The following is a 25,937-nucleotide window of genomic DNA, read 5'->3' as shown; positions in this document are numbered from 1 at the left end:
TCCTCCTCCCATGCGAAGCGGGGGAGGTGGCGCGATGCGGATACGCATCGTGACGGAGGGGGCGGTAACCGCCCTTTCTTCTACAAAACGTCGCGTTCGGACGTTATGAGGGGCGCCAGCCCACGGAGCCTCCCAGCAGGGAAACCCATGTCCGACGTCTTCAAGTTCGATCCCTTCGCCAAGACCGTCACCTTCCATGGCGATGCCGGGCTCGAAATGCTCTACGATCTGCTGCTGCGCGCCAAGTTCGGCGACGGCTACGAGAAGCCGCTGCTGATCAGCCCCTGGCTGGCGGCCCTGCTCAGCCAGCTGGACAAGGCCTTGCCGGACGAGGGTCAGTGGTTCCCGGAAAAGCCCGGCCAGCCGATCTTCGACACCGACGACCTGCTGGCCATGGGCGACGCGGTCATCGAGGAAGGCCACACCGTCGGTTGGTGGACCATGACCGAGCCGGAAAAGCGCGCCTACCTGCGCAACGTCGTCGCCGCGCCGCACCCGCTGACCGACCTCGAGGTCGAGTTCATCGAGAACGACATCGACGCGGCCCTGGCCCAGGCCCGCCGCCTGGTGGCCGACGCCGACGAGCCGCTGTCCCTGCCGGGGCACGGCTGATCCCGCTATAGTGGGGTCATGGGCCACCATCTGACCGCCCCCGCCGAGCTCTCGTTCCGCCGCTATGGCCAGGACGCGCCGCCGCACGTCCACGCGTTCGATCAGATCGTGCTGCCGCGCCGGGGCGTGCTGGAGATGGAGATCGACGGCCGGGGCGGCCGGGTCGATCCGGGCCGCGCGGCGGTGGTCCCGCCCGGCGCGCGCCACGCCTTCGCCGCCTCGGGCGAGAACCTGTTCGTGGTCGCCGACATCGGCGGCGCGCTGATGAAGCCGTTCGAACGCCTGCGCGAGCGGCCGTTCGCCCCGGTGACTGGCGCGGTGCGGGGTCTGCTTGAGTTCTTGGCTGGCGAAGGCCCCGGCCCGATCGAGGGCGGCGTGGCCAGCCTGTGGATGCCGCTGCTGCTGCGCGGGCTGTCGGCGGCCCCGGACCAGGTCGACCCACGCCTGGCCCGCGCCGCCGCCCTGATCGAGGCGCGCTACGACCAGCCTCTGACCGTCCGCGACCTGGCCGCCGAGGCGGGGATGAGCCAGAGCCAGTTCTTCGCGCGGTTCTCGGAGGTCTATGGGACCACCCCGCATGGCGCGCTGTCGGACGCGCGGCTCCGCGCGGCGCAGCGGCTGCTGTCGGACAGCGATCTGTCGATCGCAGAAATCGCCGTGCGGACGGGTCACGGCGACCAGAGCGGGCTGACCAGGCGGATGAAGGCCGTGTTGGGCGTCACGCCGGGCGCGTGGCGGAAGGGGCGGTAGTTTCCTTCTCCCCTTGCGGGAGAAGGTGGCGCGCAGCGCCGGATGAGGGGTCGAAAGGCCTGTCCGATAGGGCGGCGCGACCCCTCACCCGACCCGCTTCGCGGGCCACCCTCTCCCGCAAGGGGAGAGGGAGAGAAAACACCAAACCTCCAGGAGCTTTCGCCAAGCCGCCCGCGCCGTGACCTGCTAATCCCCCATCCTCATGAACACCTCCCGCAACCTCGTCCTGGGCCTGCTGTGCGGCCTGATCGCCGGCGCGTTCTGGGGCGGGGTGTTCCTGGCCCCGAAGCTGCTCTCCGCCTTCACGCCGTTGCAGATGACGGCGGGGCGCTACATCGCCTACGGCCTGGCCTCGGCGGCGCTGCTGGTCCCGACCTGGCGGACGGTGATGGCCAAGATGGATGGCCGCGACTGGCGCGACCTGGTGCTGCTCAGCCTGCTGGGCAATCTGATCTACTATGTCGGCCTGTCAATCGCGGTGCAGAGCGCGGGCGTGGCCCTGGCCTCGCTGATCATCGGCTTGCTGCCAGTGACGGTGACCCTGGTCGGGGCCAGACCAGGGGAGGGGGTCGCGCTCCGTCACCTGGCCGCGCCGCTGGCCCTGGTCGTGGCCGGCGGGGTCTGCATCAACGTCTCGGTGTTCACGGACGGCCACGGCGTCGGGATCGGCCGGCAGATGGCAGGCGTGCTGGGCGCGACCCTGGCCCTGGCCATGTGGACCGCCTACGCCGTCTGGAACGCCCGGCGGCTGGCGGCGACGCCGAAGTTCACCAGCCACGAGTGGTCGCTGCTGACCGGCCTGGCCACCGGCCTGCTGGCGTTGCTGCTGGTGGTCCCGGCCTTCCTGCTGGGCGGCAAGGTCCATGCGCCGGCCGCCTGGGGCGGGTTCTGGGCGGTCAGTCTCGCGGTGGCGATCGGGGCCTCGGTGATCGGCAATGGCCTGTGGAACGCCGCCAGCCGCCTGCTGCCGCTCAGCCTGTCGGGCCAGCTGATCGTGTTCGAGACCCTGTTCGCCCTGCTGTACGGCTTCCTGCACGAGGGCCGCTGGCCGCGCGGCCTGGAGACGGCGGCGATCGTGCTGATGCTGGCGGGCGTGCTGTGGTCGGTGCGGCTGCATCGGCCGGCCGCTAAACCCGCCACCGTGAGCTAAACCCAAATTCAGAGTCATCCCGGGCGGCGAAGCCGACCCGGGACCCAGGGGCCAAGCGCAGTGCGGCGACCCCTGGGTCCCGGTTCTCCGCTTCGCTGCGGCCGGGATGACGCGCGTTTTTTGGCTTTGGGAAGTTTTTCTCAACATGAAGCGAATCTGAACAGCGCGGTTCAGATCAGGTTCAAGCGCGGGGTCCTACAACTCGTATCAACAGCGCCGTCCAATCTCATCTTCGGGAAAGGGGGCGACGCTCTCGATAGGAGCCCTGCCATGAAGACCATCGGCAAGTTCACCAAGACCGTCGTCGCCGTCGCCATCACCGGCGCGCTGGTCGCCCCCGCCTCGGCCGCGTTCGCCGGCGAGAAGACCAACCGCGCCCTGGTCGGCGCCGTGATCGGCGGTCTGGCCGGTGCGGCCATCGGCGACGGCAAGACCGACGCGGTCGCCATCGGCGCGGTCGCCGGCGCGGCGCTGGGCGCCACCACGGCCAAGGACAAGCACGACCGTCGCTACAGCAGCGGCTATCGGACCGCCCCGCGCTACGACAACCGCTACAGCGGCTACCACAACAGCGGCTACACCAACAACGGCCGCTACGGCTACGACAACCGCTACAACGACAACCGCTACAACGACAACCGCTATCGCGACAGCCGCTACGCCTATGACCGCGACGACCGTCGCCACGACCGTTACGACGACCGCTACGCCTACGGCTATCGCCGCTAGGCCCCCGGCACGACCGTCGCTGGTGTCATGATCCCTCCCCAGTGACGCAGACTGCGCCGTCCGGCTCAAACCGGGCGGCGCTTTTTCGCGCCCTCCGTCTTTTCGAGAAGGAATGGGGCGGCGCTTTTTCGCGCCGCCTCACCTAATCGACGTTCGGTTGTTCGGACCCGCTAGTTCCGGTGCGAAATCTGCTATAGCCCCCATCTAGGAACGGGTGGTCTTTAACCCCTGGCGCTTGACGCTAGGCTAGACCTGTTCAGGGTTAGGGAGCGCACGCGGGCGAGATGGCTGCATCCGGCATCGCCGTTCGAGGTCCACGCAGCCTGCTGCGGCAGATCCGCGAGGCCATGGCCGGCGGGGGACCCGCCCAGGCCAAGCTCGACATGGTGGTGCGCACCATCGCCATCTCGATGGTGGCGGAAGTCTGCTCGATCTATCTGCGCCGCGCGTCCGGCGATCTCGAACTGTTCGCCACCGAAGGCCTGGCCCGCGAGGCCGTCCACGTCACGCGGCTGAAGCCGGGCGAGGGCCTGGTCGGCGAGACCATGCGCCTGGGCCGGCCGCTGAACCTGTCGGACGCCGCCAGCCATCCGCAATTCTCGTACCGTCCGGAAACGGGCGAAGACCCCTACCACGCCTTCCTGGCCGTGCCGCTGCTGCGCGGCGGCCGGGCGATCGGCGTGCTGGTCGTCCAGAACCGCACCGAGCGGGTCTATGACGAGGAGGAGGTCGAGGACCTCCAGATCATCGCCATGGTGCTGGCCGAGATGGTCAGCTCCAGCGAGCTCCTAGGCGCCGCCGAGCTCAAGGACGTCGAGCTGGCCCCGCACAAGCCGGAGCGGCTGAAGGGCTCGCGCTTCGCCGAGGGCCTGGCCTATGGCGTGGCGGTGCTGCACGAGCAGCCGGTCGCCCCCGAGACCCTGCTGTCCGACGACGCCCTGGCCGAGGAGGCCCGCCTCTCCTACGCGATCGAGGCGCTGCAGACCCAGATCGACGAGATGCTGGAAGGTCAGCACGGCCTGGTCGGCGCCTCGTACGAGGTGCTCGAGACCTACCGGATGTTCGCCCACGACCGGGGCTGGAATCGGGGCCTGCAAGAGGCGGTGCGTTCGGGCCTGACGGCGGAGGCCGCCGTCGAACGGGTCCGCTCCGAGCACCGCGCCCGCCTGGGCCAGGCCCGCGATCCCTATCTGCGCGAGCGGCTGCACGACCTGGAAGACCTGAACGACCGGCTGCTGCGCCACCTGTCGGGCGACGTGCACAAGGTGCGCCAGCTGCCCGACGACGCCATCCTGATCGCCCGGAACCTGGGGCCGGCCGACTTGCTGGAATACGACCGCACCAAGCTGAAGGGCATCCTGCTGGAGGAAGGCTCGGCCGCCAGCCATGCCGGCATCGTGGCCCGCGCCCTGGACATTCCCTGCGTCGGCCGCCTGGCCGGCCTGCGCGACCGGCTCAGCGAGGGCGACCCGGTGGTGGTCGACGCCGAGACCCAGGAGGCCTGGCTGCGGCCGCGACCGGACGTGGTCAAGGCGCTGCGGGCCCGGATGGAGGTCCGCGCCCAGCGCAAGGCCGAGTTCGCCCGCCTGCGCGACACCCCGCCGATCACCAAGGACGGGGCCAAGATCACCCTGCTGATGAACGCCGGCCTGGCCGTCGACCTCGACATCCTGGCCGAGACCGGGGCCGAGGGCATCGGCCTGTTCCGCACCGAGTTCCAGTTCATGGTCGCCGAGGAGCTGCCGCGCCTCGAGGCCCAGACCATCCTCTACGAGAAGGTGCTGGAGGCCGCCAACGGCATGCCGGTGACCTTCCGCACGCTCGACCTGGGCGGCGACAAGCTGCTGCCGTACATGGAGCTGGAGCGCGAGGACAATCCGGCCCTGGGCTGGCGCGCCGTGCGCATGGGCCTGGACCGTCCGGCCCTGCTGCGCATGCAGATCCGCGCCCTGATCAAGGCCGCCGCCGGCCGGCCGCTGCGGGTGATGTTCCCGCTGGTGGCCAATGTCGACGAGTTTCGCGCCGCCCGCTCGTTCGTCGACCAGGAAGTGGCCTGGGCCCTGAAGCGCGGCCGGCCCGCGCCCGCCCGCCTCGACGTCGGGGCGATGATCGAGGCCCCGTCCTTGCTGTGGCATTTGGACGCGCTGTTGCCGATGACCGACTTCGTTTCGGTCGGCACCAACGACCTGATGCAGTACCTGTTCGCCGCCGATCGGGGCAATCCGAAGGTCTCGGACCGCTACGACCCGCTGTCGCCGGCCGCCCTGCGGGCCCTGAAAACCATCCAGCAGGCCTGCGCCGACACCGGCACCCCGGTGTCCGTCTGCGGAGAAATGGCCGGCCGTCCGCTGGAGGCGTTCGCATTGATCGCGCTGGGTTTTGAAGCCCTTTCGATGCCGCCGGCCGGCATCGGACCGGTCAAGCAGATGGTGCTGTCGTGCGACCGCGAGGCCGCCCGCCGCAACGTCGAGGCCCTGCTGAAGGGGACCAGCGGATCCTTGCGTGGCGAGATCGAAACCTTGGCCCGGAAGCTGTACGTGGCGGTGTGATCTAAGCTTGGCTATTAACCAAGCGTGACCTTTTAGTACATTGAATCCCGCTACTTAGTTTGATATCCACAAACACTTGTTAAGACTCCGTGCGTTACGGAGTGGGGGAGCGTACGCCGCGTTCGCGCGCGGCGCGATTTTGGGGGCTACTGACTCGCATGCCGCTGGATATGGGCAACGTGAGGCGTTTGCATTTGGTCGCGGACGCTGAAGCGGACGACACACCGGCAGCCGTGGCGCAACCGTCGCTGGAACATGGCGCCGACATCGGCCTGGCCCTGAAGGCGGCCCGCGAATTCCGCGGCCTGACCACCCAGGACGTGGCCGACGCCACTCGCATCCGCCAGAGCTATATCGAGGCTCTCGAGGACATGCGCCTCGACGACCTGCCCTCGCGCCCGTTCACCATCGGCTATGTCCGCGCCTATGCCGGCCTGCTGGGCCTGGACGGCGACGCCGCCGTGGCCCGGTTCAAGACCGACGCCCCCGACGAGGGCGGCGAGCTGCGGGCCCCGGTCGGCGTGCGCCGCGAGCGCGACCCGCGCCTGGCCCTGATCTTCGCCGGCGGCCTGCTGGTGGTCGGCGCCATCCTGCTGTGGAACGTCGCCCAGCGCGCCATGGCCAAGGAAGAGCCGCCGGCCCAGGTGGCCTCGGCCGCCGCCTCGACCCAGGTCCAGGCCCACGCCAGCAACAGCCAGGTCGCGCTCGGCGCGCCGCTGCCGGCCCCGGTCGAGTCGACCACGCCCGAGCCCTACAAGACCCCTGGCCTCGACGACGCCGCCGCCAACGGCGGTTCGGTCGACGCGGCCCACGCCGCCGCCAAGGCGCGCGATGCGGCCGACGCCAGGAACGGCGTTGTGGATCCGAGCACGCAGTTCGTGCTGGGCGGGTCGTTCAAGCCCAAGGGCGCGGTGCTGGGCGCTTCGCCCGCCGAGTCCTCGGGCGTCATCCTGCAGGCCCGCAAGGCCGCCACCCTGGTGGTGCGCGGCGCCGACGGCCAGGTCTATTTCGCCCGCGCCCTCGCCGCTGGCGAGGCCTATCGAGCGCCGCGCACGCCTGGCCTGACCGCCGACGTCTCGGACCCGGCGCAGTTCGAGGTCTATGGCAACGGCGTGCTGACCGGCCGCCTGCAATCGAGCCAGACGGCGCTGAGCAAGCTGGTCCCGGCCGCGCCGGTGGCGGCGAAGCCGGCGGCTCCGGCGGCGGCTCCGAAGCCCTAGCAACCCTTCTCCCCTTGCGGGAGAAGGTGGCCGCGAAGCGGACGGATGAGGGGTTGAAAGCCCGCTCCGACAGGTCCGTGCGACCCCTCATCCGTCGCCTGGCGGCGACACCTTCTCCCGCAAGGGGAGAAGGAATGGGTTCGGCCCTTCAGTTCCTGCCTGAGAACCTCTAAATTACCCCCATGGCCGCAGACCACACGCACGTCCGTCCCTGGCGCATGATCACGCGTCGGCAATCGCGCAAGATCCGCGTCGGCAATGTCGAGGTGGGCGGCGACGCGCCGATCACCGTCCAGTCGATGACCAACACCCTGACCAGCGACGCCAAGGCGACGCTGGAGCAGATCCGTCAGCTGGAAGAGGCCGGCGCCGACATCGTGCGGGTCAGCTGTCCCGACGTCGACAGCACCGCCGCGTTCAAGACCATCGCCCGCGAGGCCAAGGTCCCGCTCGTGGCCGACATCCACTTCCACTACAAGCGCGGCATCGAGGCGGCCCAGGCGGGCGCGGCGTGCCTGCGGATCAATCCGGGCAATATCGGCTCGGCGGACCGGGTCCGCGACGTGATCCAGGCCGCCCGCGACCACGGCTGCTCGATGCGGATCGGCGTCAACGCCGGCTCGCTGGAACGCGAGCTCTTGGAAAAGTACGGCGAGCCGTGCCCCGAGGCGATGGTCGAGAGCGCCCTGAACCACGCCCGCATCCTGCAGGACCACGACTTCCACGAGTTCAAGATCTCGGTGAAGGCCTCCGACCCGTTCATGACCGTGGCCGCCTATTACCAGCTGGCCGAGGCCATCGACTGTCCGCTGCACCTGGGCGTCACCGAGGCCGGGGCGCTGCGCACGGGGACGGTGAAGTCCTCGATCGGCATCGGCTCGATGCTGTGGGCCGGCATCGGCGACACCATCCGGGTCTCGCTGGCCGCCGATCCCGTCGAGGAGATCAAGGTCGGCTTCGACATCCTGAAGTCGCTGGGCCTGCGCCACCGCGGCGTCAACATCATCGCCTGCCCGTCGTGCGCCCGGCAGGGCTTCAACGTCATCAAGACGGTGGAGGCCCTGGAAGAGCGCCTGGCCCACATCTCCCAGCCCATGTCGCTGTCGATCATCGGCTGCGTGGTCAACGGCCCGGGCGAGGCCCTGATGACCGACATCGGCTTCACCGGCGGCGGGGCCGGGGCGGGCATGGTCTACATGGCGGGCAAGCCCGACCACAAGCAATCCAACGACGGCATGATCGACCACATCGTCGAGCTCGTCGAAAAGAAGGCCGCCGAGCTGCGGGCGGCCCAGGACGCGGAAGTTTTGGCGGCGGAATAGGGAGTCGAACGATGCGCGCGATGCTTCACGGGTTGGCGGCGGTCCTCGTCCTGGCCGGGGCGTCCGCCGCGCTCGCGGCCGAAAAACACCGGGAGCCGCCCGAGGCGCAGCTGGCCAAGCTGCTCGAAGGCCGCACCGCCGGGAAGCCGGTCGACTGCCTCAACCTGCGCCTGGCCGGGTCCTCGCGGATCATCGACAACACCGCCATCGTCTACGAGATGCCGGGCGGCGCCCTCTATGTGAACCGGCCCAACGGCGCCGACTTCCTGGACCGAAACGCCACCCTGGTGACCAAGACCAACGGCGGCCAGCTGTGCCGCATGGACATCGTCACCCTGGTCGACCAAGGCTCGCGCATCTCGCAGGGTTCGGTCAGCCTGAACGCCTTCGTTCCGTATCCCAGACCCGGCCGGTAAGCGGTCCTCGATCCGGGGACGGCGTATTTCCACTAGCCACGACGCGCCATGACCGCTAACGCCGCGTCATGATCGAACCTCATCCGTCCGGCGGCTACATCCTGGAAGAACTGTCCGTCGGGATGGTGGCCGAAAAGCGCGTGACCGTCACCGAGGCGCGCATCGGCCAATTCGCCGAGGCGTCGGACGACTTCAACCCCGTGCACATGGACGAGGCCTTTGCGGCCAAGACCGCCTATCGCGGCCGGATCGCCCACGGCCTGCTGTCGGCCTCTTTCGGCTCGGCGGTGGTCGGCACCATCCTGCCGGGGGCCGGCTCGATCTACCTGTCCCAGACCCTGGCCTTCCACAAGCCGGTGCGGATCGGCGACGTGGTCGTCGCCCGCATCACCGTCGCGGCCATCGACGAGGTCAGCGCCCGGGTGACCCTGCGCTGCGAGGCCCTGGTCGGCGACGACCCGATCATGGACGGCGAAGCCGTGGTGCGGGTGCCGCGCCGGCGGCGACCCCACAAGGTCTAGCGGATCAGGTCTGCAGCCGCAGGCCGATCACGCCCAGGACCACCAGCGCCATCGCGCCCAGCCGCGGCGCGGTCACCGGCTCCTTCAGCAGGACCGCGCCGACGATCACCGCGCCGACGGCGCCGATCCCCGTCCAGACCACATAGGCCGCGCCCAGGGGCAGGCGCTGCAGGGCCTTGGTCAGCAGGGCGATGAACAGGACGAGCAGGGCCACCGAAACCGCGCCCCAGCCGAGATGGTTGAACCCGTCCGCGCGCTTGGCGGCATAGGCCCAGGCCACGTCGGTCAAGCCCGACGCGATCAGCAGCATCCACGCGCCGCCGGTCGTCATGCGCCTTGCCCCAGGAGCCTGGCTTCGAGGAACCCGTCGGCCACCGCCTGCAGCTGGGCGCGGGCGTCGGCGAGGCCGTCGGCGATCGCCTCGGCTGGACCCACCGTCGGGCCGGCCCCGATCACCGTCGCGTCCGAGAGGCCGATGAAGGCCAGCGCCGCCTTCAGATAGGGCGTCGCCAGATCCTGGCGGCCGTAGCTCAGCCCGGACCGATAGTCGCCGGAGCTGGCCAGCACCGCCACGACGGGCTTGGCGCGGAGCAACGGCGTGTAGCCCTCGCCGGGCGTGAAGCGGAAGGTCAGGCCCGGCTGGGTGACCAGGTCGATATAGTGCTTGAGCTTGTAGGGGATGCCGAAGTTCCACAGCGGCGAGGCGATGACCACGGCGTCCGCGCGGGCCAGCCGCTCGACCATGGCCTCGACCCCATGCCACGCGTCGGTCTCCGCCGCGTCGTGAGCGCGGCCGGCCAGGCGGGCGTACTTGGCCTGCAACAAGGCGCCGTCCAGTTCGGGCAGGGGCTTGGCCCAGAGATCCAGGCGATCCACCGTCACGCCGCCGTGGGACGACAGTTGCTTGACGAACTCCTCGGCCAGCGCCGTCGAGATCGAGGACGGGCCTCGCGGGGAGGCCTCGATGAACAGAAGACGGGACATGGAAGGCTCCGGTCATGGCCGTGACGGCCGCGCCGAACCGATCTAGTTTCGTGACAACGCGACGGAAATGGCCAGGAAGGCGAAGATGATTCGCAATGATGCGAACGGCATCGGCTATGCCGACGTCGAGCTGGTCGTGGCCCTGGCGCGCGGCGGGTCGATCAAGGCGGCCGCCCAGGCGCTGGGCGCCCATGTCGCCACGGTCTATCGCCGGCTGGGCCGGATCGAGCGGCGGCTAGGCGGGCCGCTGTTCGAACGGGATGACGGCCGGCTGTTCCCCAACGCCCGCGCCGCGCCGATCCTCGAGGCCGCCGAGGCGCTTTCCGAGCGCCTGCACGCCCTCGACCTGACCCTGGCCGCCGCCGACGCCCGGCTGGTGGGGCCGCTGGCCGTGACGACGCCGGACTCGCTGATCGGGCCGGTCTGCCGCCTGGTCCACGCCTTCCAGCGGGCCCATCCCGGCGTCGAGATCTCCCTGACCGTGTCGAGCACCTTCGCCGACCTGGGACGACGCGAGGCCGACGTCGCCATCCGCCCGACCCGCACGCCGCCCGAGTCCCTGCTGGGGCGGCGGGTCGGCGGCTTCGACTTCCGGGTCTATGTCGCCCGCGACGCGCCCGCCGAGGCGCTGGGCTGGATCACGTTCGACGACAGCATGCTGGGCGCGCCGTCCGCGCGGTGGGTCGCCCAGAAGGGACAGGCGGAGGGCTCCAGCTGTCGCGTCAACAGCATGGCCGTTGCGGCCGAGGCGGCGGCCAGTGGCCTGGGCCGGGCGGTCCTGCCGGAATATCTGGCCGACGCGCGGCTGCGCGGCGTCGGCGAGCCCATCCCCGAACTGGCGTCCGAGCTGTGGGTGCTGTCGCATCCGGATCTCAAGGCCTCGCCCAGGATCCGCGCCTTCACCGCCTTCGCGACCGAACACCTGCGGGAGGGGTTGATCCGGCCGGGGGACGGCTAGGCGGGAGGGCGCTCTGCTCCCCCGCGATGCGGGGGAGCAGAGCGGAGCGACTGAGGGGGCTAATGCGGCATGCGTCCAGTTAGCCCCCTCCGGCCCTCCGGGCCACCTCCCCCGCGACGCGGGGGAGGAGATAGGCCTCACCCCTCAACCAGCGCCGCCCGCTCTTCACTCGTCAGCGGGCGCCAGCGGCCTTCCGGCATTTCGCCCAGGGTCAGCGGGCCGATCCTCACGCGGAACAGGTCGACGACCTTCAGCTCGACCAGCTCGCACATGCGGCGGATCTGGCGGTTGCGGCCTTCGCGCAGGACGATGCTCAGGCGCTGGTCCGAGATGACCTCGACCTCGGCCGGGCGCAGCTCGCGGCCGTCCAGCTCCAGGCCGAAGCGCAAGAGCTCCAGCTTCTCCTCGGTCAGCTCGCCCATCACCGCGACCCGGTATTCCTTTTCCAGCTCCGACTGCGGGCCGATCACGGCCTTGGCCACGACGCCGTCCTGGGACAGCAGCAGCAGGCCGCGCGAGTCCTTGTCCAGGCGGCCGATCGGCGGCAGCAGGTCGCCCGACTGCGGGATCGGCGCGGGCACGCCGCCCCAGATGTTCTGGCGGGTCAGCAGACGGGCGGCCGGCACCTGGCCGGGATCCGGCTGGGACGAGACCACGCCGACCGGCTTGTGGATCATGTAGGTGTAGGCCGCGTTCAGCTGGGCCGTGGCGCGATCGGCCAGCACCAGGGTCTGGCCCGGCAGGATCTTGCGGCCGACGTCCTCGACGACCTCGCCGTCGATCGAGACCAAGCCTTCGGCGATCAGGGCCTCGGCCTCGCGGCGCGAGCAGACCCCGCTTTGGGCCAGCCACTTGTTGACCCGCTGGGGCTCGTCCTCGGCGTAGGTGCGGGTGAACGCCATGGCTTAGCCGAAGCTCTCTTCGAGGCTGGCCAGGCGCTCGGCCTGATCCTCGGCGATCAGCGGGTTGATCACGTCGTCCAGGGCGTCGCCCTCCATGATCCGCGCCAGGTTGTAGAGGGTCAGGTTGATGCGGTGGTCGGTGACCCGGCCCTGCGGGAAGTTGTAGGTGCGGATGCGCTCGGAGCGGTCGCCGCTGCCGACCTGGCTCTTTCGGGCGTCGGAGCGGGCGTCGTCCAAGGCCTGGCGCTGCATGTCGTACAGGCGCGCTTTAAGGTTCTTCATCGCCTTGGCGCGGTTCTGGTGCTGGCTCTTTTCCGAGCTGGTCACCACCACGCCGGTGGGCAAGTGGGTGATGCGCACGGCCGAGTCGGTCTTGTTGACGTGCTGGCCGCCGGCCCCCGACGAGCGGTAGGTGTCGATCCGCAGGTCGCTGTCCTTGATGTCGATCTCGACGTCCTCGGCCTCGGGCAGGACGGCGACCGTGGCGGCCGAGGTGTGGATGCGGCCTTGCGCCTCGGTGGCCGGCACGCGCTGCACCCGGTGCACGCCGCTCTCGAACTTCAGCCGGCCGAACACGCCGTCGCCGGTGATCGAGGCGACGATTTCCTTGTAGCCGCCCATTTCGCCTTCCGAGATGCTGTCGATCTCGACGCGCCAGCCCTGCAGAGTGGCGTAGCGCTGGTACATGCGGAACAGGTCGCCGGCGAACAGGGCCGCCTCGTCGCCGCCCGTGCCGGCCCGCACTTCCAGGATGGCCGAAGCGTTCTCGTCCTTGTCCTTGGGGGCCAGCATCAGGGCCAGGTCGTGCTCCAGGGCAGGGAGCTTGTCGTCCAGGGCCTGGATCTCGTCGCGGATCATGGCGGCCATTTCGGGATCGGCGGCCATCTCGTCCAGCTCGGCGCGCTCGGCCGACAGCTTGGCCAGCCGCTCGACGGCCTCGGCCACGGGGCGCAGCTCGGCGTGCTCCTTGGAGAGCTTGACGATCTCGGTCCCGTCGGTGGCCGCGCCCATGCGGGCCTCCACTTCGCGGTAACGGTCGAGAACCTGGTCGAGGCGGGCCTGGGGCAGTCGCAAGGGGCTTGTCGTATGGCTGATTGAACGGTCGGTCTGTCTAAAGCCTTTCCCCGCCGAAGGGAATGGATCGGGGGAGAAACCCGTCGGGGTTCGTTAGGTCAGACGGGCCTGCCAGCCGCGGGGCGACGCATAAGTATTTCGCATAGGTAGTTATTGAAAACGCTCAAGCGCGTCGTTACCTGCGCTGTGCGGCTCGGCCGGAGGGTTCGGCGAGCCTAGCGAGGGAATTCCCATGTCCGTCTCCATCCAGCACGTCGCCGTGACCTCGATCACGCGCGGCCTCAAGACGCTCTCGGCCCTGCTCGACAAGGCCAAGGCCCACGCCGAGACCGCCGGGACCGACCCGGACGCCTATGTCCAGGCGCGCCTGTTCGAGGACATGCTGCCGCTGGCCGGCCAGATCCAGCGCGCCTCCGACACCGCCAAGGGCGCGACCGCCCGCCTGGCCGGCGTCGAGGCCCCCAGCTTCGCCGACGAGGAAACGACCTTCGCCGACCTGCAAGGCCGCGTCGCCAAGACCCTGGCCTTCGTCGAGGGCGTGCCGGCCTCGGCCTTCGACGGGGCCGGGACCCGCGAGATCGAGGTGCCGGCCGGTCCGTTCACCCTGGGCTTCACGGGCCAGGACTATCTGCTGGAGTTCGTGCTGCCGAACTTCCAGTTCCACGTCGTCACCGCCTACGACATCCTGCGCCATCACGGCGTGCCGCTGACCAAGCGCGACTATCTGAACCTGGGTCCCGAGCGCGTGAAGACGCCGGCTTAGGGGGCGAGGGGGGGGGGCGGAAGGCCCCCTCCGCGCCTGCGGCGCTCCTCCCCCGGAGGGGGAAGAAGGAGCGCGTCTCTTCCGCCCCCTCCCGGGGGCGGACGACCGCGAAGCGGTCAGGTGGGGGCAAGTAGCCCCCTCAGAACGCCGGCTTGACCTCTATCGACACCACCTGCCGCGGCGCGCGCGAAGGCCGCAAATCCCCGTCCACCACCAACCGATACGGCCCCTCGCGGGCGTCCAGCTTGTGGCCGTTGACCGTGTCGGCGACCACCACCGGATTGGCGCGGTACACCGGATCGGTCTCGGCCAGGGACAGCACGCTGAAGAAGCCGTCGGCCGAGCGGGCGATCACCACCTGGTTCAGATAGCGGCCCATCAGCCGCTCGCCGTGCACCACCCCGGCCTGGGCCAGCACGGCGTCGAGCCGCACGCCCTCATAGGTGACGCTGGCGCCCTTGACCGTGATCGTCGCCTTGGCGCGGGGCAGGGCGGCCAGCTCCTTGGGGCCCAGCACCACGCTGTCGCGCCCGGCCACGGTGACCTTGAGGTCCTGGGCCTGGGTGGCGGTGGCGAGGGCGAGCGTGGCGGCGAGGGCGAGCAGCAGGCGCATGGGGATTCCCTGGAGGTTCGCTCGGAACCTGAGGCAACCTCTCCCAACACGCAAACCCCGTGTCATCCCGGAAGCCTCGCAGAGGCTGTCCGGGACCCAGGGGCCAGGCGCGGTGCGGTGGCCCCTGGGTCCCGGCCCTCCGCTCCGCTACGGCCGGGATGACACGGCTTTGTTGATGTTGATGGGCCGCTACCCGTGCGACCGCATCACCGGCAGCGCCGGCGCCTCGGACGCCACCTCGCGGGGCGCCGGGGCCGGCGCGGTCTTGTGGTCGACCAGCAGCGGGTACAGCGAGACAACCAGCAGCAGGGCCATGGTGACATTGAACGTCCGCAGCACGGCGGGACGGTCCAGGAACGGCCGTAGGCCTTGGCCAAAGCCGGCCCAGGCGGCGCTGCACGGCGCGCCGACCAGCATGAAGGTCCCGGCCAGCAGCGGCACGATGGTCCAGCCCGAGCCCTCCGGCGTATAGGTCGTCACCGTGCTCAGGGCCATGGCCCAGGCCTTGGGATTGACCCACTGGAACGCCGCCGCCTGCAGGAAGGTCATCGGCTTGCCCAGGGTCTTGTCGCTGACCGAGCTGGACATGGCGATCTTCCAKGCCAGCCACAGCATGTAGGCCGCCCCGACCCAGCGCAGCCCCTCGTGCAGCACCGGATAGGCGCGGAACACGCCGCCTAGGCCAAAGCCCATGGCCAGCACCATGAAGCCCAGGCCGCCGCTGATCCCCAGGATGTGCAGCACCGTGCGGCGGAAGCCGAAGTTCGCGCCGGATGCCAACAGCATCATGTTGTTCGGACCGGGCGTACCGGCCGTGGCGAAGGCGAACAGGACGAAAGCGAGCAGCAGTTCCGGGGTCATCACGGCCTCCCATCGGGCAAGATGTCACCGTGATGATTTCGATTGTATCGCGAGTCAAACCGCATATTGTTATGGTGACAATATAGGAGACGGTTGTGGTCCAGGCCTGGACGCCAGTGATCCCCGACGGCGAGGCGCCGCTGTACGAGCGGCTGATGGGGGTGCTGCGCGGCGACATCGCCTCGGGCGTGCTGGCGGCCGGCGCGCGCCTGCCGCCGCAGCGGGAACTGGCCTATCGGCTGGGCGTGGGCCTGGGCACGGTGACGAGGGCCTATGTCGAGGCCGAGAAGGCCGGGCTGGTCAGCGCCCATGTTGGCCGGGGCAGCTTCGTCAACGCCCTGACCGCCCACCGGCCGTTCGAACGCGACGGCCCGATCAACCTGGCCCAGAACATCGCCCTGTCGGCGCCGGCCACCGCTCGGATCGCCGAGGCCCTGGCCCGCCTGCGCAAGCGGTCGGACCTGGCCGAACACCTGGCCTACGCCCCGCCAACCGGCCACGAGGCCCAGCGGCGGGCGGGGGCGGCCTGGCTGGCGCGGACCAGCAGCTACGAGGCGGTCGACTGGCGGCGGTTGATCTGCTGCGCCGGCGCCCAGCAGGGCCTGTCCCTGGCCCTGGGCGCGGTGCTGCGGCCCGGCGACGTGCTGCTGACCGAGGCCCTGGCCTATCACGGCCTCAAGGCCCTGGCGGCCTACACCGGCTGGCGGGTCAAGGGCCTGGCCATGGACGCCGAGGGCCTGCGTCCCGACGCCCTGGAGGAAGCGATCCAGGCGACCGGCGCGCGGGTGCTGGCGGTGCTGCCGACCTTGCAGAACCCCACAGGGCGGATCATGAGCCGCTCGCGCCGCGACGCTATCGTCGCCATCGCCCGCAAGCACGACCTGACCCTGGTCGAGGACGACATCTACGGCGCCTATGCCGACGACGCCCCGCCGCCGTTCGCCATGCTGGCCCCGGAGCGGACCTTCCACATCTCGGGAGTGTCCAAGACCCTGGCCCCCGGCCTGCGCGCCGGCTTCCTGGTCGCCCCGGCGGCCGAGGCCTTCGAGCGGGTGCTGGACGCCGTGCGGGTGGTGAGCTTCGCGCCGCCGGCCTTCGGCGGGCTGATCGCCACCCAGTGGATCGAGGACGGCGTCGCCGACACGATCCTGGCCGAGGTGCGCGACGAGGCCGCCGTGCGCCTGGTCATGGCCCGCGAGATCCTGGGCCCCGCGATCGAGGCCCCGCGCTCGGACACCGCCCCGCACGTCTGGCTGCCGATGAGCGAGTTGGAGGCCGAGCGCCTGGCCGGCCGGGCCCTGCGCGGCGGAGCCGAGGTCACGCCGCCGTCGGCCCCGGTGATCGAACCCGGCTTCGGCAGCGGCGTCCGCGTCTGCCTGGGCGCGACCCCCGACCGCGAGACCCTGCGCCGGGGGCTGGAGATCGTGGCGGGGGCGCTGTCCAGCGAGGTGGGGGAGCGGTCGCGGGCGATGGTTTAGGGGCAACTCACCGAGAAGCCTACCGATGCGCACTCGCTAATCTTCGTGTCATCCCGGAAGCCTCGCAGAGGCTGTCCGGGACCCAGGGGCCAAGCCCAGTGCGGTGGCCCTGGGTCCCGGCTCTCCGCTGCGCTGCGGCCGGGATGACACGCTATTTTGGGGCAAAATGGTTCGGGCTGGACCCCTTACCACACCAACGTCTTCACCCACGTCGACCCGTCCGGCGCCGGCGACACGACCTTGATCACCACCTGGCTGTCCTTGGCCAGCCAGAAGGTGGCCGGCTTGCCTTCAGGGCGGTTGTAGTCGGTGGTCATCACCCAGCAGTCGACCTTGCCGCCGGCCGAGCTGGTCAGGGCCTGACTGCCGGTCACCTTGAACACGTAGGGCGCCGGCGGGCCGCCGCCCGGGTGGTGGAAGACGATCTTGGCCTCGTAGCCGGCCGCCAGCGGCAGGGCCTGCAGGAACTCGGTGTCGGTCTCGAAATTGAAGCTGGGCTCCGGCGAGGCCACGTCATAGGCGGCCTGGGCGTTGCCGGGCAGGTCCTTCAGGCCGACGATCCGGTCGGGCTTGAAGTCGAAGCCCTCGATCTTGGTCTGGCCGTCCTTGGTGGTGCGGCGCTCGTGGGTGAACGGGCGGAAGGTGCCCAGCTCGAACCACGAGTCCAGCGTCTTGACGTTGCCCAGCGTCGCGCCGTCCCAGTGCTGGACGATGTGCAGGCGCTTGACCCCGGCCTTGTCGGGCTCGATGCGGATCTCGCGGGTCCAGACGTCCATCGGCTGGATGGTGTCGCCGACCTGCCGGTAGCGCAGGTAGCGGTGCACGGCCGGCTTGACCTTGTCGAACCGCGCCAGCGGCTGGCCGACCGGCACCGGCGTGACCGCGGCCTGGGCCGAGGTGGCCGCCGCGACGGCGAGCGCGGCGCCGACGGCCGCGCGGAAGACGAAACGCATGGAAAGCCCCTGATCACAGAACGCGGGCATGTGAGGGCAGGGGGCCGCGGGGCGCCACTTAAGGTTCGGTAATGCGGGGGGCAGGGGACGCCCCCTCCGTCACGATGCGTATCCGCATCGCGCCACCTCCCCCGCTTCGCAAGGGAGGAGGAAACTGCTCCCCTCCTCACCCGTGCAACGGGGGAGGTGGCGCGGCGCCGATAGGCGCCGTGACGGAGGGGGTGTCCAGGCCCCCTACAGCGCCTTTTCCATGATCACGAAGCGAAGGTCGTCGCGCTGCGGCACGCCGAAGCGTTCGTCGCCATAGGGGAAGGGTTCGGTCTCGCCGGTCAGGCGGTAACCGCGCCGCTCGTACCAGGCGATCAGGGTGTCGCGGACCGAGATGACCGTCATCTTGATGGACTTGCCGCCCCGCGCCTTGGCGTAGGCCTCGCAGGTTTCCAGCATCGCCCGGCCCGTGCCGCCGTCCTGGCGCAGCGGCGAGACGGTGACCATGCCGACGTACCAGGCGTCGTCTCCCGCAGGTTCGATCCACGCGCAGGCATAGGGCTTTTCCCACTCTTCGTCGCGGAAGGTCAGGAGGGTCGAGCCCGGCTTGGCGGCCAGGTCGGCGCGCAAGGTGGCCTCGTCGGTGCGCTGGCCGCCCAGCAGATAGCTCTCGCTGGTCCAGCCCTGCTGAGCCAACTCGCCGCGATAGGCCGAGTTCACCAGCGCGGCGATGTCGGCCAGTTCGTGGTCCTTGTAGAGGGTCAGCAGCGGCATGGAGGGTTCCTGGCGAGCGAAGGCGCGGCAAGCTAAGGCGAGCCGAGCGCCATGGGAAGATGCTCCCCCGCGTGCGGGGGAGCTGTCGCGGAGCGACTGAGGGGGCCAATGCGGCGTCCGTCCAGCTCGCCCCCTCCGGCCCTTCGGGCCACCTCCCCCGCATCGCGGGGGAGGATCTCTCTATCGCCCCCGGACCTTCTTCCACGCCCCGCCGGCCATGCGCCGCACGCCGCCCGCCTCGCGCTTGATCATCTCCCAGGGGTGGAAGGCCAGGCCCACCGTGTCGGCCATGGCCGCCCCGCGCGCGCCCATCGGCCGTTCGGGGCCGGTGGTGGAGTCGACGGCCGTCTGGTGCTCGATCTCGGCGTTCAGCTCGGCGCCCACGAGAATGGCCATGATCGAGAACCACACCCAGACCATGAAGGCGATYACCGCCCCCAGCGGGCCATAGGTGGCGTCGTAGTGGGCGATGCGGTTGACATAGACCGAAAAGCCCAGCGAGYCGGCCAGCCATCCGGCCGAGGCGGCGGCGGCGCCGATCCACACCCAGCGCCAGCGCGCCTGGGCCCGGCTGGGGGCGAAGCGATAGAGCACGCCGAAGGCCGCCGCGGTCATGGCCAGCACGATCAGCCAGCGGATCGGCGCCAGGATTCCGTCCAGCGCCGACAGCCGCGCGGCCTTCAGCAGGATCGGCGTGACGATCAGCACGCCCGAGGCCATCGCCGCATAGAGCAGGGCGCAGAAGGTGAAGAGGTAGCTGAGCAGGGTGCGCGGCACGAGATGGCGCTTTTCCTCCTCGTCATAGGCGATGTTCAGGCCGTCGAAGAGCGCCCGCATGCTGGCGTTGGCGCTCCAGATCGACAGCAGCAGGCTGAAGGCGAAGGCCACGCCCAGCTTGCCCTCGCCCTGGTTGGCCAGGCGCAGCATCTGTTCGCCGACGATCTGGACCACGCTGGGCGGGAAGACCCCCTGCATGCCGCGCAGCTGTTCCTCGACGGTGCGGACGTCGGCGAACAGGCCGTACAGCGACACGAAGGCGCCGATGGCCGGGATCAGGGCCAGCAGGGTGTAGAAGGTCACGCCCCCGGCCACGGCCGGCAGGCGGTCGACGGTGATCTCGCGCCAGGTGCGCCAAAGGATGTCGCGCCAGCCCAGCAGCGGAATGTGTCCCGGATGTCGAGCCGCCCGGCCCCGGCGCGGTTCGGCCTGGTCGAACTCGTGCGGCGGCATCGCCCGGTCCTCGGACAGGCCCGGCGGATCGATGATCGGCTCTTCGGTAGGCTTCTTGGCTGGCAGGGCGAACGGGGTCAGAGCCAGCAGCACGATCCAGGGCGCCAGATGATATGGCCGCGACTTCAACCAACTCAGGATCGGACGCGGCGATGCGTCGGTCATGGGCGCCCTCCAGGCCATGGAAACCCCGATGGCCGCGCTCTGTTCCGCATTGCGGCGTTCAAAGCCTTGCCATAGCCCGAGTCGGACCCGATCTTCCGCGCCATGGACGCCCGCATCGCCTCGATCTACCGCCACCCCGTCAAGGGCTTCACGCCCGAGCGGCTGACCTCGGCTGCCTTGGAGGCGGGGGCGTGCTTCCCCTGCGACCGGCTCTACGCGGTCGAGGATGGCCCCAGCGGCTTCGACCCCGCCGCGCCGGGCCACATCTCGAAGATGAAGTTCACGGTGCTGGCCAAGATCCCGGCCGTCGCCAAGGCTCGCACGGCCTATGACGCGGCGAGCGGCGTGCTCAGCGCCACGGCCGAGGGCCGTGAGGCCTTCGCCGGCGACCTGCGCACCGATGCGGGGCGGGCGGGCTTCGAGGCCTGGCTGACCGGCCTGCTGGGCGAAGAGGCCTCCGGGCCGCTGAAGGTGATCGAGGGCCCGGGCGCGCACCGGTTCATGGACAGCCGCTCGGGCTATGTCTCGATCGTCAACTTGGCCAGCGTGCGCGACCTGGGGCAGCGCGTGGGCCGCGACCTTGATCCGCTGCGCTTCCGGGCCAATCTCTATGTCGAGGGCTGGCCGGCCTGGGTCGAGAACGACTGGACGGGCAAGATCCTGACCGTCGGGGGCGTGACCGCCGAGGTGCTCAAACCCATCGTCCGCTGCGCCGCCACCCACGTCGACCCCACGACCGCCGAGCGCGACGTCGAGCTGGTGAAGGCCCTATTCGACAATTACGGCCACATGTTCTGCGGCATCTACCTGAACGTCACCGAGGGTGGGACGGTCGGGGAGGGGGATGTGGTGGGGATTGCGTGACCGTCAGGAGAGATGGCTTTCGATGTCCATATTCTGATGGAGCACGCGGACGATCTCTATGAAGCTATCTCGTCGCCGGTAGAAAATGAAATGCGAACCCACTGAACGTCTTCGGTAGCCGTCCGGGAGATCGTCATCGACCGGACTGAGATCTGGATTCGATGCGACGAGCGCAATCGTGGTTCGAATGCCCCGCAAGTAGGCTAGCGCTCGGCGCGAGCCCCATTTTGCTTTCGAGTAGATCCAGATCTCGTCGAAGTCGCGTTGCGCTCTAGGCGTAAGCCGGTAGGCGCTCACTCCTCGAGACCTTCCTCTCTGGCCTTTTCGGCAATGAAGGCGTCGAGATCGAATTCTTCAGCGACGCCGCTTTGTTCGCCTTCGAGGAGCGCGGCGCGCAATCGAGCCAGCCGCATTTCTCTATCTTCAAGGAGCCGAAGACCAGCTCGCACCACCTCGCTTGCGGAGCCATATCGGCCTTCTTCGACCTGCTCGGCGATGAAGGATTGAAAATGCTCACTAAGCACGATGGAAGTATTCTTGCTCATGGCTGGCTCCCGGTTCCCCTGAGGGTACCAAAAACTGGTACTACGTTCAATCTCGCCTCCGCCAAATCAAAGCGCTAAACCCCCGCCCATGACCCTGACCCTCGTCAAAGCCTGGACCGCCGCCAAGGATCGCCTGAAGGAGGCCGGCATCGATCAGCCGTCCATCGACGCGCGCCTGATGCTGGAAGTGGCCGCCGACGTTTCCCGCACCGAGATCGTCACCGATCCCTATCGCGAGCTGAGCGCCGAGCAGGAGGCCACCCTGGAGGACTACCTCTCGCGCCGCGCGCGCCGCGAGCCGGTCAGCCACATCATCGGCCGCAAGGGCTTCTGGAAGATCCTGCTGCAGGTGAACAAGAACGTCCTGACGCCCCGCCCCGAGACCGAGGTCATCGTCGACGAGGTGCTGAAGGCCTTCCCCGAGGCCATGCACTTCAACATGCTGGATCTGGGCGTCGGCTCGGGGACGATCCTGCTGGCGGTGCTGGCCGAGCGGCCGGCGGCCAAGGGCCTGGGGGTCGACGCCTCCGCCGAGGCCCTGGCCGTGGCCCGCGACAACGCCGCCAGCCTGGACCTCAACACCCGCGCGGCCTTCCTGCACGGCGACTGGACGGCGGGCCTGGGCGACGAGACCTTCGACCTGGTGGTCTCCAACCCGCCCTACATCCCGACCGCCGACATCGACACCCTGGAGCCGGAGGTTCGCGACCACGAACCGCGCCTGGCCCTGGACGGCGGGGCCGACGGTCTGGACGCCTATCGCCTGCTGGCGCCGGAGATCCTGCGGGTGCTGAAGCCCGGCGGCATGTTCGCCGTCGAGATCGGCTTCGACCAGTCCAAGGCCGTCGAGGCCCTGTTCCGCCAGGCCGGCGGCCAGGAGGTCCGGACGGTCAAGGACCTGTCGACCCACGACCGCGTTGTCACCGGGGTGAAAAATCCCTTGGAAAGCCGGGCGTGAACCGTTAGACGAGTCATGTCTCCTTCCAGATCGCCGGGTGACGGGAAAAGCAGACGTCGTTGACGCTTAGGCGTCGGGCGCATGCGAGGCTCCCCCGGCAGGCGCGCCCGGTCCGCCGGTCGCCGCGCCGCAAGGCAGGGCGGGGGCTCTACGGAAACCAGTGTCTCTGAAACCGACCCAGGGTTCGACCCGCTCAGAGACCAGCAAGGCCGGACGCGCCAGCAAAAGACTGACCTCCGGACAGGTTCAGAAGAGAACATGAGAGATTTCAAAGGCATGAAGCGCCAACGCGGCCGCAACAATCGCGGCGGCAACGGCGGCAAGCCTCAACAGCACAACGCCAACCGCGCGTTCGACTCGAACGGGCCCGAAGGGGTCAAGGTTCGCGGCGCGGCCCAGAGCGTCTACGAAAAGTACCAGCAGCTGGCCCGCGACGCGACGTCGTCCGGCGACCGGGTGCTGGCCGAGAACTATCTGCAGCACGCCGAGCACTATTTCCGCGTGCTGCGGGCCATCCAGCCGAATCGTCCGGTCAGCGACATCGTCGGCAAGGACGTCTACGCGGCGTACGAAATCGACTTCGAGGCCGAGCCCGAAGAGGTCGAGGCCGTCGAGACCCCGGCGCAGACCGAGAACCAGGGCGACGGCGACGGCGGTGAAGGCGGCGAACAGCGCCGCGACCGCTTCGAGAACCGCGACCGCGACCGCAACCGCGATCGTGACCGCAACTTCGACAACCGCGACCGTCCCCGTGATGATCGTCCGCGTGACGACCGGCCCCGCGAGGGCGAAGGCCGCCGCGACCGCTGGCGTGATGACCGGCCCCGTGACGATCGTCCCCGTGATGACCGCCCGCGTGATGACCGGCCGCGCGACGATCGCCCGCGCGACGATCGTCCGCGTGACGACCGTCCCCGTGATGATCGCCCGCGTGACGACCGTCCCCGCGAGGACCGTTTCCGTGACCGCGACGACCGGCCTCGTGACGACCGCCCCCGTGAGGACCGGCCCCGTGAGGACCGGCCCCGTGACGACCGTCCGGCCGTCGCCGCCGAGGGCGAGAGCCAGCCGCAAGGCGCCGAGGGCGAGGGCCGCGAAGGTCGTCGCCGTGGYCGTGACCGCAACCGCGATCGCGATTGGCAGCCGCGCGGCGACCGCGACCCGATGGCCGTGATCGAGCCGGAAGCCTCGCCGCTRCCGACCTCGAGCGCCGCCCCGGCCAGCGAGAGCTCGCCGGTGCTGCGTGGCCAGGACGGCGCCGTCAGCGAGGCTCCGGCCTTCCTGGGCCGCAAGACCGCCCGCGCCGCCGCGGCTCCGGCCGCTGTCGAGGCGGTCGTCGCCGAGGCTCCGGCCGCGCCGGAAGGCGAAGAGGCCAAGAAACCCCGCCGCCGCCGCGCCCCGCGCAGCTTCGAGGCGGGCGAAGGCGCTCCGGCCGGTTCGGGCTCCGACGAGGGCTGAGGCTTCGGCCTTTCGCCGAGACTAATTGAAAGGGAGCCGTGAAAGCGGCTCCCTTTTTCGTTGGGCGATGTAGACCCACACTCGAAGAAACCCCTTTTCCATGTCATCCCGGAAGCCTCGCAGAGGCTGTCCGGGACCCAGGGGCAACCGCACTGCATTGGCCCCTGGGTCCCGGCTCTCCGCTTCGCTGCGGCCGGGATGACAAGCTGATTTGGATGCCGGATCATGTTCGGTGCTGGGACGGAAGAACGTCGCTGGCTGGGAGGTTTTTCGTGCGCCTGACAGCCCTCGTCTTGCTCCTGACGCTCGCCACCCCCGCCGTCGCCGCACCGAAGCCCGACGTCTACCTCCTCACCGGCCAGTCCAACATGTCCGGGCGCGGCCTGGTCGCGGAGCTGACGCCGGAAGAGCGCGTCGCCGACCCCGCCATTCAGCTCTACGGCAATGACGAGAAGATCCGGCCGGCCCTGGATCCGCTGGACGACGCGACGGGTCAGGTCGACGCGGTGTCGAGCGACGTGGGGATCGCCGCCGTGGGGCCGGGCCTGGTCTTCGCCCGCGCCACCCGCGCCGTGCGCCACCGCCCCATCCTGCTGGTCCCCTGCGCCAAGGGCGGCTCGTCCATTGAACAGTGGAAACCCGGCGGCGGGCGCGACACCCTGTACGGCTCGTGCCTGGCCCGCGCCCGGGCGGTGGGCGGCCAGGTGAAGGGGATCCTCTGGTATCAGGGCGAGACCGACGCCGGCCGCGCCGACGCGGCGAAGGCCTGGCGCGCGGCGTTCGAGGGGCTGGCGGCGCGGTTCCGCCAGGACCTGGGCGACGCCCGTCTGCCGATCGTGATCGTGCAACTGGCCGATCGGCCCTCGCCCGAGGTCAGCGCGCCGAAGACCTATCCCTCGTGGGCGGCGATCCAGGCGGTCCAGGCCGGGCCGCTGCCCGCCTGCGTGGCCATGGTCCCGGCCCTAGGCCTGCCCATGAAGCCCGACGAACTGCACCTGACCACCGCCGCCCAGCGCGTCGTCGGCGCTCGCCTGGCGGCGGCGATGGAAGGCCTGCGCCGGAGCGGGTGTCGCTAGAGCCTTCTAGAGATAGGCCGAGCCGAATTCTGCCGGCGGCGGCTTGATCATCGGCGGCGCGGCGGGCTTGGGCGCCGCCGGCGGACGCAGCAGGCGCGCGACCCGCTCGACCACGTCGGCCCCGCTGAACGGCTTGAGCATGCAGTCGCGCACGCCCAGGCCGATGCCGCGCTTGACGTCTTCCGGCGCCAGCCGGCGGCCGGTCAGCAGCACCGGGCAGGGCTTTTCCCCGCGCTTCTTCAGCGTGTCGAGGATGTCGAAGGCCGACAGCTCGGCCAGGCTGGCGTCCAGGACCATGACCGCCGGCCGCACCTGCTTGAGCAGCTCCAGCACGGCCGGGCCGTTGCGGGCGAGGCAGACGTGATAGCCGGCCGTGTCCAGCCGGATCTGCAGCAGCTCCAGGACCGTGCGGTCACCGTCGCCGACAATGATTTTCTGACCTTGAGCGTAGATCATCGCATGAACCTCCGCGCGAGCCCGACCTAAAACAGGTCCAGGTCGCCGGCGTCTTCGCCGTCGTAGATGCCGCGTTCCGTGCCGCCGAAGGCCACCGACATGCGGTCGGCCAGGGCGCCCAGGGTGATGTCGCTGAGCGCGATGTCGACGCTGGCCGTCACGTCCTCCGGGGTCAGGGCGCTCATCCGGCGGGCGAAGGCCGACAGGCTGGTCAGATGCTGGGCCAGCAGGTCGACCGTGTGCATGCCCTCGACCAGCAGGTCTTGCTGCCCCTCGGGGACGTTCTTCATCATCTTGCCGATCATGCTGTCCAGATAGATGCAGCGGGCGCCGGCCAGCTCGATCTCCCAGGCCAGCACGTCGAGCATGGTCGCCATGCTGGCGTGCAGCGGGGCTCCGGAAACGGCGGCGGCAGCGTTCATCGGACGAACTCCTCGGGTCTAGCCACAATCCTTGGCGCGCGCCCGTTTCCAAGAAGTTGAAACTTAGAGAGGTGCGACAATGTCGCGCACGGGTCGCGCGCTGGTGTTTCCCTCTCCCCTTGCGGGAGAGGGTGGCCCGCGAAGCG

The 25,937-nt window shown here is 69.8% G+C and carries 29 protein-coding genes and 4 pseudogenes; 18 read left to right on the top strand and 15 right to left on the bottom strand.

Features of this window, described 5'->3' with window-relative positions; all coding sequences use genetic code 11:
- Positions 1-147 precede the first annotated feature (147 nt).
- From AC1DSO_RS11700 to AC1DSO_RS11655, 10 genes and pseudogenes are all read left to right on the top strand, one after another.
- Positions 148-612 carry a hypothetical protein gene (locus tag AC1DSO_RS11700; RefSeq protein WP_477068981.1) on the top strand — a complete coding sequence of 155 codons (465 nt, stop codon included), beginning with the start codon at positions 148-150 and terminating at the stop codon, positions 610-612.
- 18 nt (positions 613-630) lie between these two features.
- A complete protein-coding gene (locus AC1DSO_RS11695; RefSeq protein WP_477068980.1) occupies positions 631-1,362 on the top strand; it encodes a helix-turn-helix domain-containing protein in 732 nt (243 codons plus the stop codon).
- A 202-nt stretch (positions 1,363-1,564) separates the two neighbouring features.
- Positions 1,565-2,512, top strand: coding sequence for a DMT family transporter (locus tag AC1DSO_RS11690; RefSeq protein ID WP_477068979.1), 948 nt, complete (start codon positions 1,565-1,567; stop codon positions 2,510-2,512).
- A 16-nt stretch (positions 2,513-2,528) separates the two neighbouring features.
- Positions 2,529-2,636 (top strand): annotated as a pseudogene (locus AC1DSO_RS11685) (hypothetical protein); the annotation flags it as partial.
- Positions 2,637-2,782: 146 nt separating this feature from the next.
- Entirely contained in the window at positions 2,783-3,241 is a 459-nt protein-coding gene (locus AC1DSO_RS11680; RefSeq protein WP_477068978.1) for a hypothetical protein, read from the top strand.
- A 284-nt stretch (positions 3,242-3,525) separates the two neighbouring features.
- Positions 3,526-5,790 carry a phosphoenolpyruvate--protein phosphotransferase gene (ptsP, locus tag AC1DSO_RS11675; protein ID WP_477068977.1) on the top strand — a complete coding sequence of 755 codons (2,265 nt, stop codon included), beginning with the start codon at positions 3,526-3,528 and terminating at the stop codon, positions 5,788-5,790.
- 158 nt (positions 5,791-5,948) lie between these two features.
- Positions 5,949-7,010 (top strand): helix-turn-helix domain-containing protein, encoded by a 1,062-nt coding sequence (locus tag AC1DSO_RS11670; protein WP_477068976.1) that lies wholly within the window; start codon positions 5,949-5,951, stop codon positions 7,008-7,010.
- Positions 7,011-7,192: 182 nt separating this feature from the next.
- A complete protein-coding gene (gene ispG / locus AC1DSO_RS11665; protein WP_477068975.1) occupies positions 7,193-8,332 on the top strand; it encodes a flavodoxin-dependent (E)-4-hydroxy-3-methylbut-2-enyl-diphosphate synthase in 1,140 nt (379 codons plus the stop codon).
- An 11-nt stretch (positions 8,333-8,343) separates the two neighbouring features.
- Positions 8,344-8,748, top strand: a complete 405-nt coding sequence (locus tag AC1DSO_RS11660) for a hypothetical protein (RefSeq protein WP_477068974.1) — start codon at positions 8,344-8,346, stop codon at positions 8,746-8,748.
- A gap of 68 nt (positions 8,749-8,816) precedes the next feature.
- Positions 8,817-9,269: a MaoC family dehydratase gene (locus tag AC1DSO_RS11655; protein WP_477068973.1), complete on the top strand. Its 453-nt coding sequence runs from the start codon at positions 8,817-8,819 to the stop codon at positions 9,267-9,269.
- Between the two features lie 4 nt (positions 9,270-9,273).
- Here AC1DSO_RS11655 and AC1DSO_RS11650 read toward each other — a convergent pair whose 3' ends face one another.
- The gene (locus tag AC1DSO_RS11650; protein ID WP_477068972.1) at positions 9,274-9,600 is read right to left on the bottom strand and encodes a DMT family transporter; all 327 of its coding nucleotides are present in this window, start codon (positions 9,598-9,600) and stop codon (positions 9,274-9,276) included.
- Positions 9,597-10,253, bottom strand: coding sequence for an FMN-dependent NADH-azoreductase (locus AC1DSO_RS11645; protein WP_477068971.1), 657 nt, complete (start codon positions 10,251-10,253; stop codon positions 9,597-9,599). The genes AC1DSO_RS11650 and AC1DSO_RS11645 overlap by 4 nt, the downstream gene beginning before the upstream one ends.
- 85 nt (positions 10,254-10,338) lie before the next feature.
- Here AC1DSO_RS11645 and AC1DSO_RS11640 point away from each other — a divergent pair, with 85 nt between their 5' ends.
- On the top strand, positions 10,339-11,211 hold the full coding sequence (locus AC1DSO_RS11640) for a LysR family transcriptional regulator (protein ID WP_477068970.1): 873 nt from the start codon (positions 10,339-10,341) through the stop codon (positions 11,209-11,211).
- Positions 11,212-11,348: 137 nt separating this feature from the next.
- Here AC1DSO_RS11640 and AC1DSO_RS11635 read toward each other — a convergent pair whose 3' ends face one another.
- Together AC1DSO_RS11635 and prfA are read right to left on the bottom strand one after the other, a co-directional pair.
- A complete protein-coding gene (locus AC1DSO_RS11635; RefSeq protein ID WP_477068969.1) occupies positions 11,349-12,113 on the bottom strand; it encodes a pseudouridine synthase in 765 nt (254 codons plus the stop codon).
- A gap of 3 nt (positions 12,114-12,116) precedes the next feature.
- Positions 12,117-13,187 carry a peptide chain release factor 1 gene (gene prfA / locus AC1DSO_RS11630; RefSeq protein ID WP_477068968.1) on the bottom strand — a complete coding sequence of 357 codons (1,071 nt, stop codon included), beginning with the start codon at positions 13,185-13,187 and terminating at the stop codon, positions 12,117-12,119.
- Between the two features lie 232 nt (positions 13,188-13,419).
- Here prfA and AC1DSO_RS11625 point away from each other — a divergent pair, with 232 nt between their 5' ends.
- On the top strand, positions 13,420-13,950 hold the full coding sequence (locus AC1DSO_RS11625) for a DUF1993 domain-containing protein (protein WP_477068967.1): 531 nt from the start codon (positions 13,420-13,422) through the stop codon (positions 13,948-13,950).
- A gap of 26 nt (positions 13,951-13,976) precedes the next feature.
- On the opposite strand, the pseudogene AC1DSO_RS11620 reads toward AC1DSO_RS11625, so the two are convergent.
- The 3 genes and pseudogenes from AC1DSO_RS11620 to AC1DSO_RS11610 form a co-directional block, all read right to left on the bottom strand.
- Positions 13,977-14,046: pseudogene (locus AC1DSO_RS11620) on the bottom strand (hypothetical protein); the annotation flags it as partial.
- Positions 14,047-14,089: 43 nt separating this feature from the next.
- Positions 14,090-14,563, bottom strand: a complete 474-nt coding sequence (locus AC1DSO_RS11615) for a molybdopterin-binding protein (protein WP_477068966.1) — start codon at positions 14,561-14,563, stop codon at positions 14,090-14,092.
- A 189-nt stretch (positions 14,564-14,752) separates the two neighbouring features.
- Positions 14,753-15,424: a LysE family translocator gene (locus tag AC1DSO_RS11610; protein ID WP_477068965.1), complete on the bottom strand. Its 672-nt coding sequence runs from the start codon at positions 15,422-15,424 to the stop codon at positions 14,753-14,755.
- Between the two features lie 95 nt (positions 15,425-15,519).
- On the opposite strand from AC1DSO_RS11610, the gene AC1DSO_RS11605 reads away from it, so the two are divergent.
- Positions 15,520-16,902: an aminotransferase-like domain-containing protein gene (locus AC1DSO_RS11605; RefSeq protein WP_477068964.1), complete on the top strand. Its 1,383-nt coding sequence runs from the start codon at positions 15,520-15,522 to the stop codon at positions 16,900-16,902.
- Positions 16,903-17,087: 185 nt separating this feature from the next.
- On the opposite strand, the gene AC1DSO_RS11600 is transcribed toward AC1DSO_RS11605, so the two are convergent.
- The 3 genes from AC1DSO_RS11600 to AC1DSO_RS11590 all read right to left on the bottom strand — a co-directional run bounded on the left by AC1DSO_RS11600 (position 17,088) and on the right by AC1DSO_RS11590 (position 20,012).
- On the bottom strand, positions 17,088-17,855 hold the full coding sequence (locus tag AC1DSO_RS11600) for a DUF3108 domain-containing protein (RefSeq protein WP_477068963.1): 768 nt from the start codon (positions 17,853-17,855) through the stop codon (positions 17,088-17,090).
- 234 nt (positions 17,856-18,089) lie between these two features.
- Positions 18,090-18,617 carry a GNAT family N-acetyltransferase gene (locus AC1DSO_RS11595; RefSeq protein WP_477068962.1) on the bottom strand — a complete coding sequence of 176 codons (528 nt, stop codon included), beginning with the start codon at positions 18,615-18,617 and terminating at the stop codon, positions 18,090-18,092.
- Positions 18,618-18,797: 180 nt separating this feature from the next.
- Entirely contained in the window at positions 18,798-20,012 is a 1,215-nt protein-coding gene (locus AC1DSO_RS11590) for a YihY/virulence factor BrkB family protein (protein ID WP_477068961.1), read from the bottom strand.
- Positions 20,013-20,114: 102 nt separating this feature from the next.
- On the opposite strand from AC1DSO_RS11590, the gene AC1DSO_RS11585 reads away from it, so the two are divergent.
- Positions 20,115-20,876 (top strand): MOSC domain-containing protein, encoded by a 762-nt coding sequence (locus tag AC1DSO_RS11585; protein ID WP_477068960.1) that lies wholly within the window; start codon positions 20,115-20,117, stop codon positions 20,874-20,876.
- Positions 20,877-20,879: 3 nt separating this feature from the next.
- Here the strand turns inward: AC1DSO_RS11585 and AC1DSO_RS11580 are convergent, their stop codons facing one another.
- On the bottom strand, positions 20,880-21,173 hold the full coding sequence (locus AC1DSO_RS11580; RefSeq protein WP_477068959.1) for a type II toxin-antitoxin system RelE/ParE family toxin: 294 nt from the start codon (positions 21,171-21,173) through the stop codon (positions 20,880-20,882).
- Positions 21,170-21,421 carry a type II toxin-antitoxin system ParD family antitoxin gene (locus AC1DSO_RS11575; RefSeq protein ID WP_477068958.1) on the bottom strand — a complete coding sequence of 84 codons (252 nt, stop codon included), beginning with the start codon at positions 21,419-21,421 and terminating at the stop codon, positions 21,170-21,172. The genes AC1DSO_RS11580 and AC1DSO_RS11575 overlap by 4 nt, the downstream gene beginning before the upstream one ends.
- An 88-nt stretch (positions 21,422-21,509) precedes the next feature.
- Here AC1DSO_RS11575 and prmC point away from each other — a divergent pair, with 88 nt between their 5' ends.
- The 3 genes and pseudogenes from prmC (at position 21,510) to AC1DSO_RS11560 (ending at position 23,837) form a co-directional block, all read left to right on the top strand.
- A complete protein-coding gene (gene prmC, locus AC1DSO_RS11570) occupies positions 21,510-22,379 on the top strand; it encodes a peptide chain release factor N(5)-glutamine methyltransferase (protein WP_477068957.1) in 870 nt (289 codons plus the stop codon).
- A gap of 37 nt (positions 22,380-22,416) precedes the next feature.
- Positions 22,417-22,641, top strand: a pseudogene (locus tag AC1DSO_RS11565) (hypothetical protein).
- Complete coding sequence (locus tag AC1DSO_RS11560; protein ID WP_477068956.1) at positions 22,638-23,837, top strand: DUF4167 domain-containing protein; 1,200 nt, start codon at positions 22,638-22,640, stop codon at positions 23,835-23,837. Before AC1DSO_RS11565 ends, AC1DSO_RS11560 begins: the two are co-directional and overlap by 4 nt.
- Positions 23,838-23,939: 102 nt before the next feature.
- Here AC1DSO_RS11560 and AC1DSO_RS11555 read toward each other — a convergent pair.
- Positions 23,940-24,050, bottom strand: a pseudogene (locus AC1DSO_RS11555) (hypothetical protein); the annotation flags it as partial.
- Between the two features lie 59 nt (positions 24,051-24,109).
- On the opposite strand from AC1DSO_RS11555, the gene AC1DSO_RS11550 reads away from it, so the two are divergent.
- Positions 24,110-24,913 carry a sialate O-acetylesterase gene (locus AC1DSO_RS11550; protein ID WP_477068955.1) on the top strand — a complete coding sequence of 268 codons (804 nt, stop codon included), beginning with the start codon at positions 24,110-24,112 and terminating at the stop codon, positions 24,911-24,913.
- 6 nt (positions 24,914-24,919) lie between these two features.
- Here the strand turns inward: AC1DSO_RS11550 and AC1DSO_RS11545 are convergent, their stop codons facing one another.
- Positions 24,920-25,369: a response regulator gene (locus tag AC1DSO_RS11545; RefSeq protein ID WP_477068954.1), complete on the bottom strand. Its 450-nt coding sequence runs from the start codon at positions 25,367-25,369 to the stop codon at positions 24,920-24,922.
- Between the two features lie 26 nt (positions 25,370-25,395).
- Positions 25,396-25,791 carry a hypothetical protein gene (locus tag AC1DSO_RS11540; protein ID WP_477068953.1) on the bottom strand — a complete coding sequence of 132 codons (396 nt, stop codon included), beginning with the start codon at positions 25,789-25,791 and terminating at the stop codon, positions 25,396-25,398.
- Positions 25,792-25,937: the final 146 nt, after the last annotated feature.

Source organism: Caulobacter sp. P4_E5, from assembly GCF_056401555.1.
The sequence above is the reverse complement of the archived record's forward strand: the minus strand, read 5'-3'. Positions and strand labels throughout refer to the sequence as shown.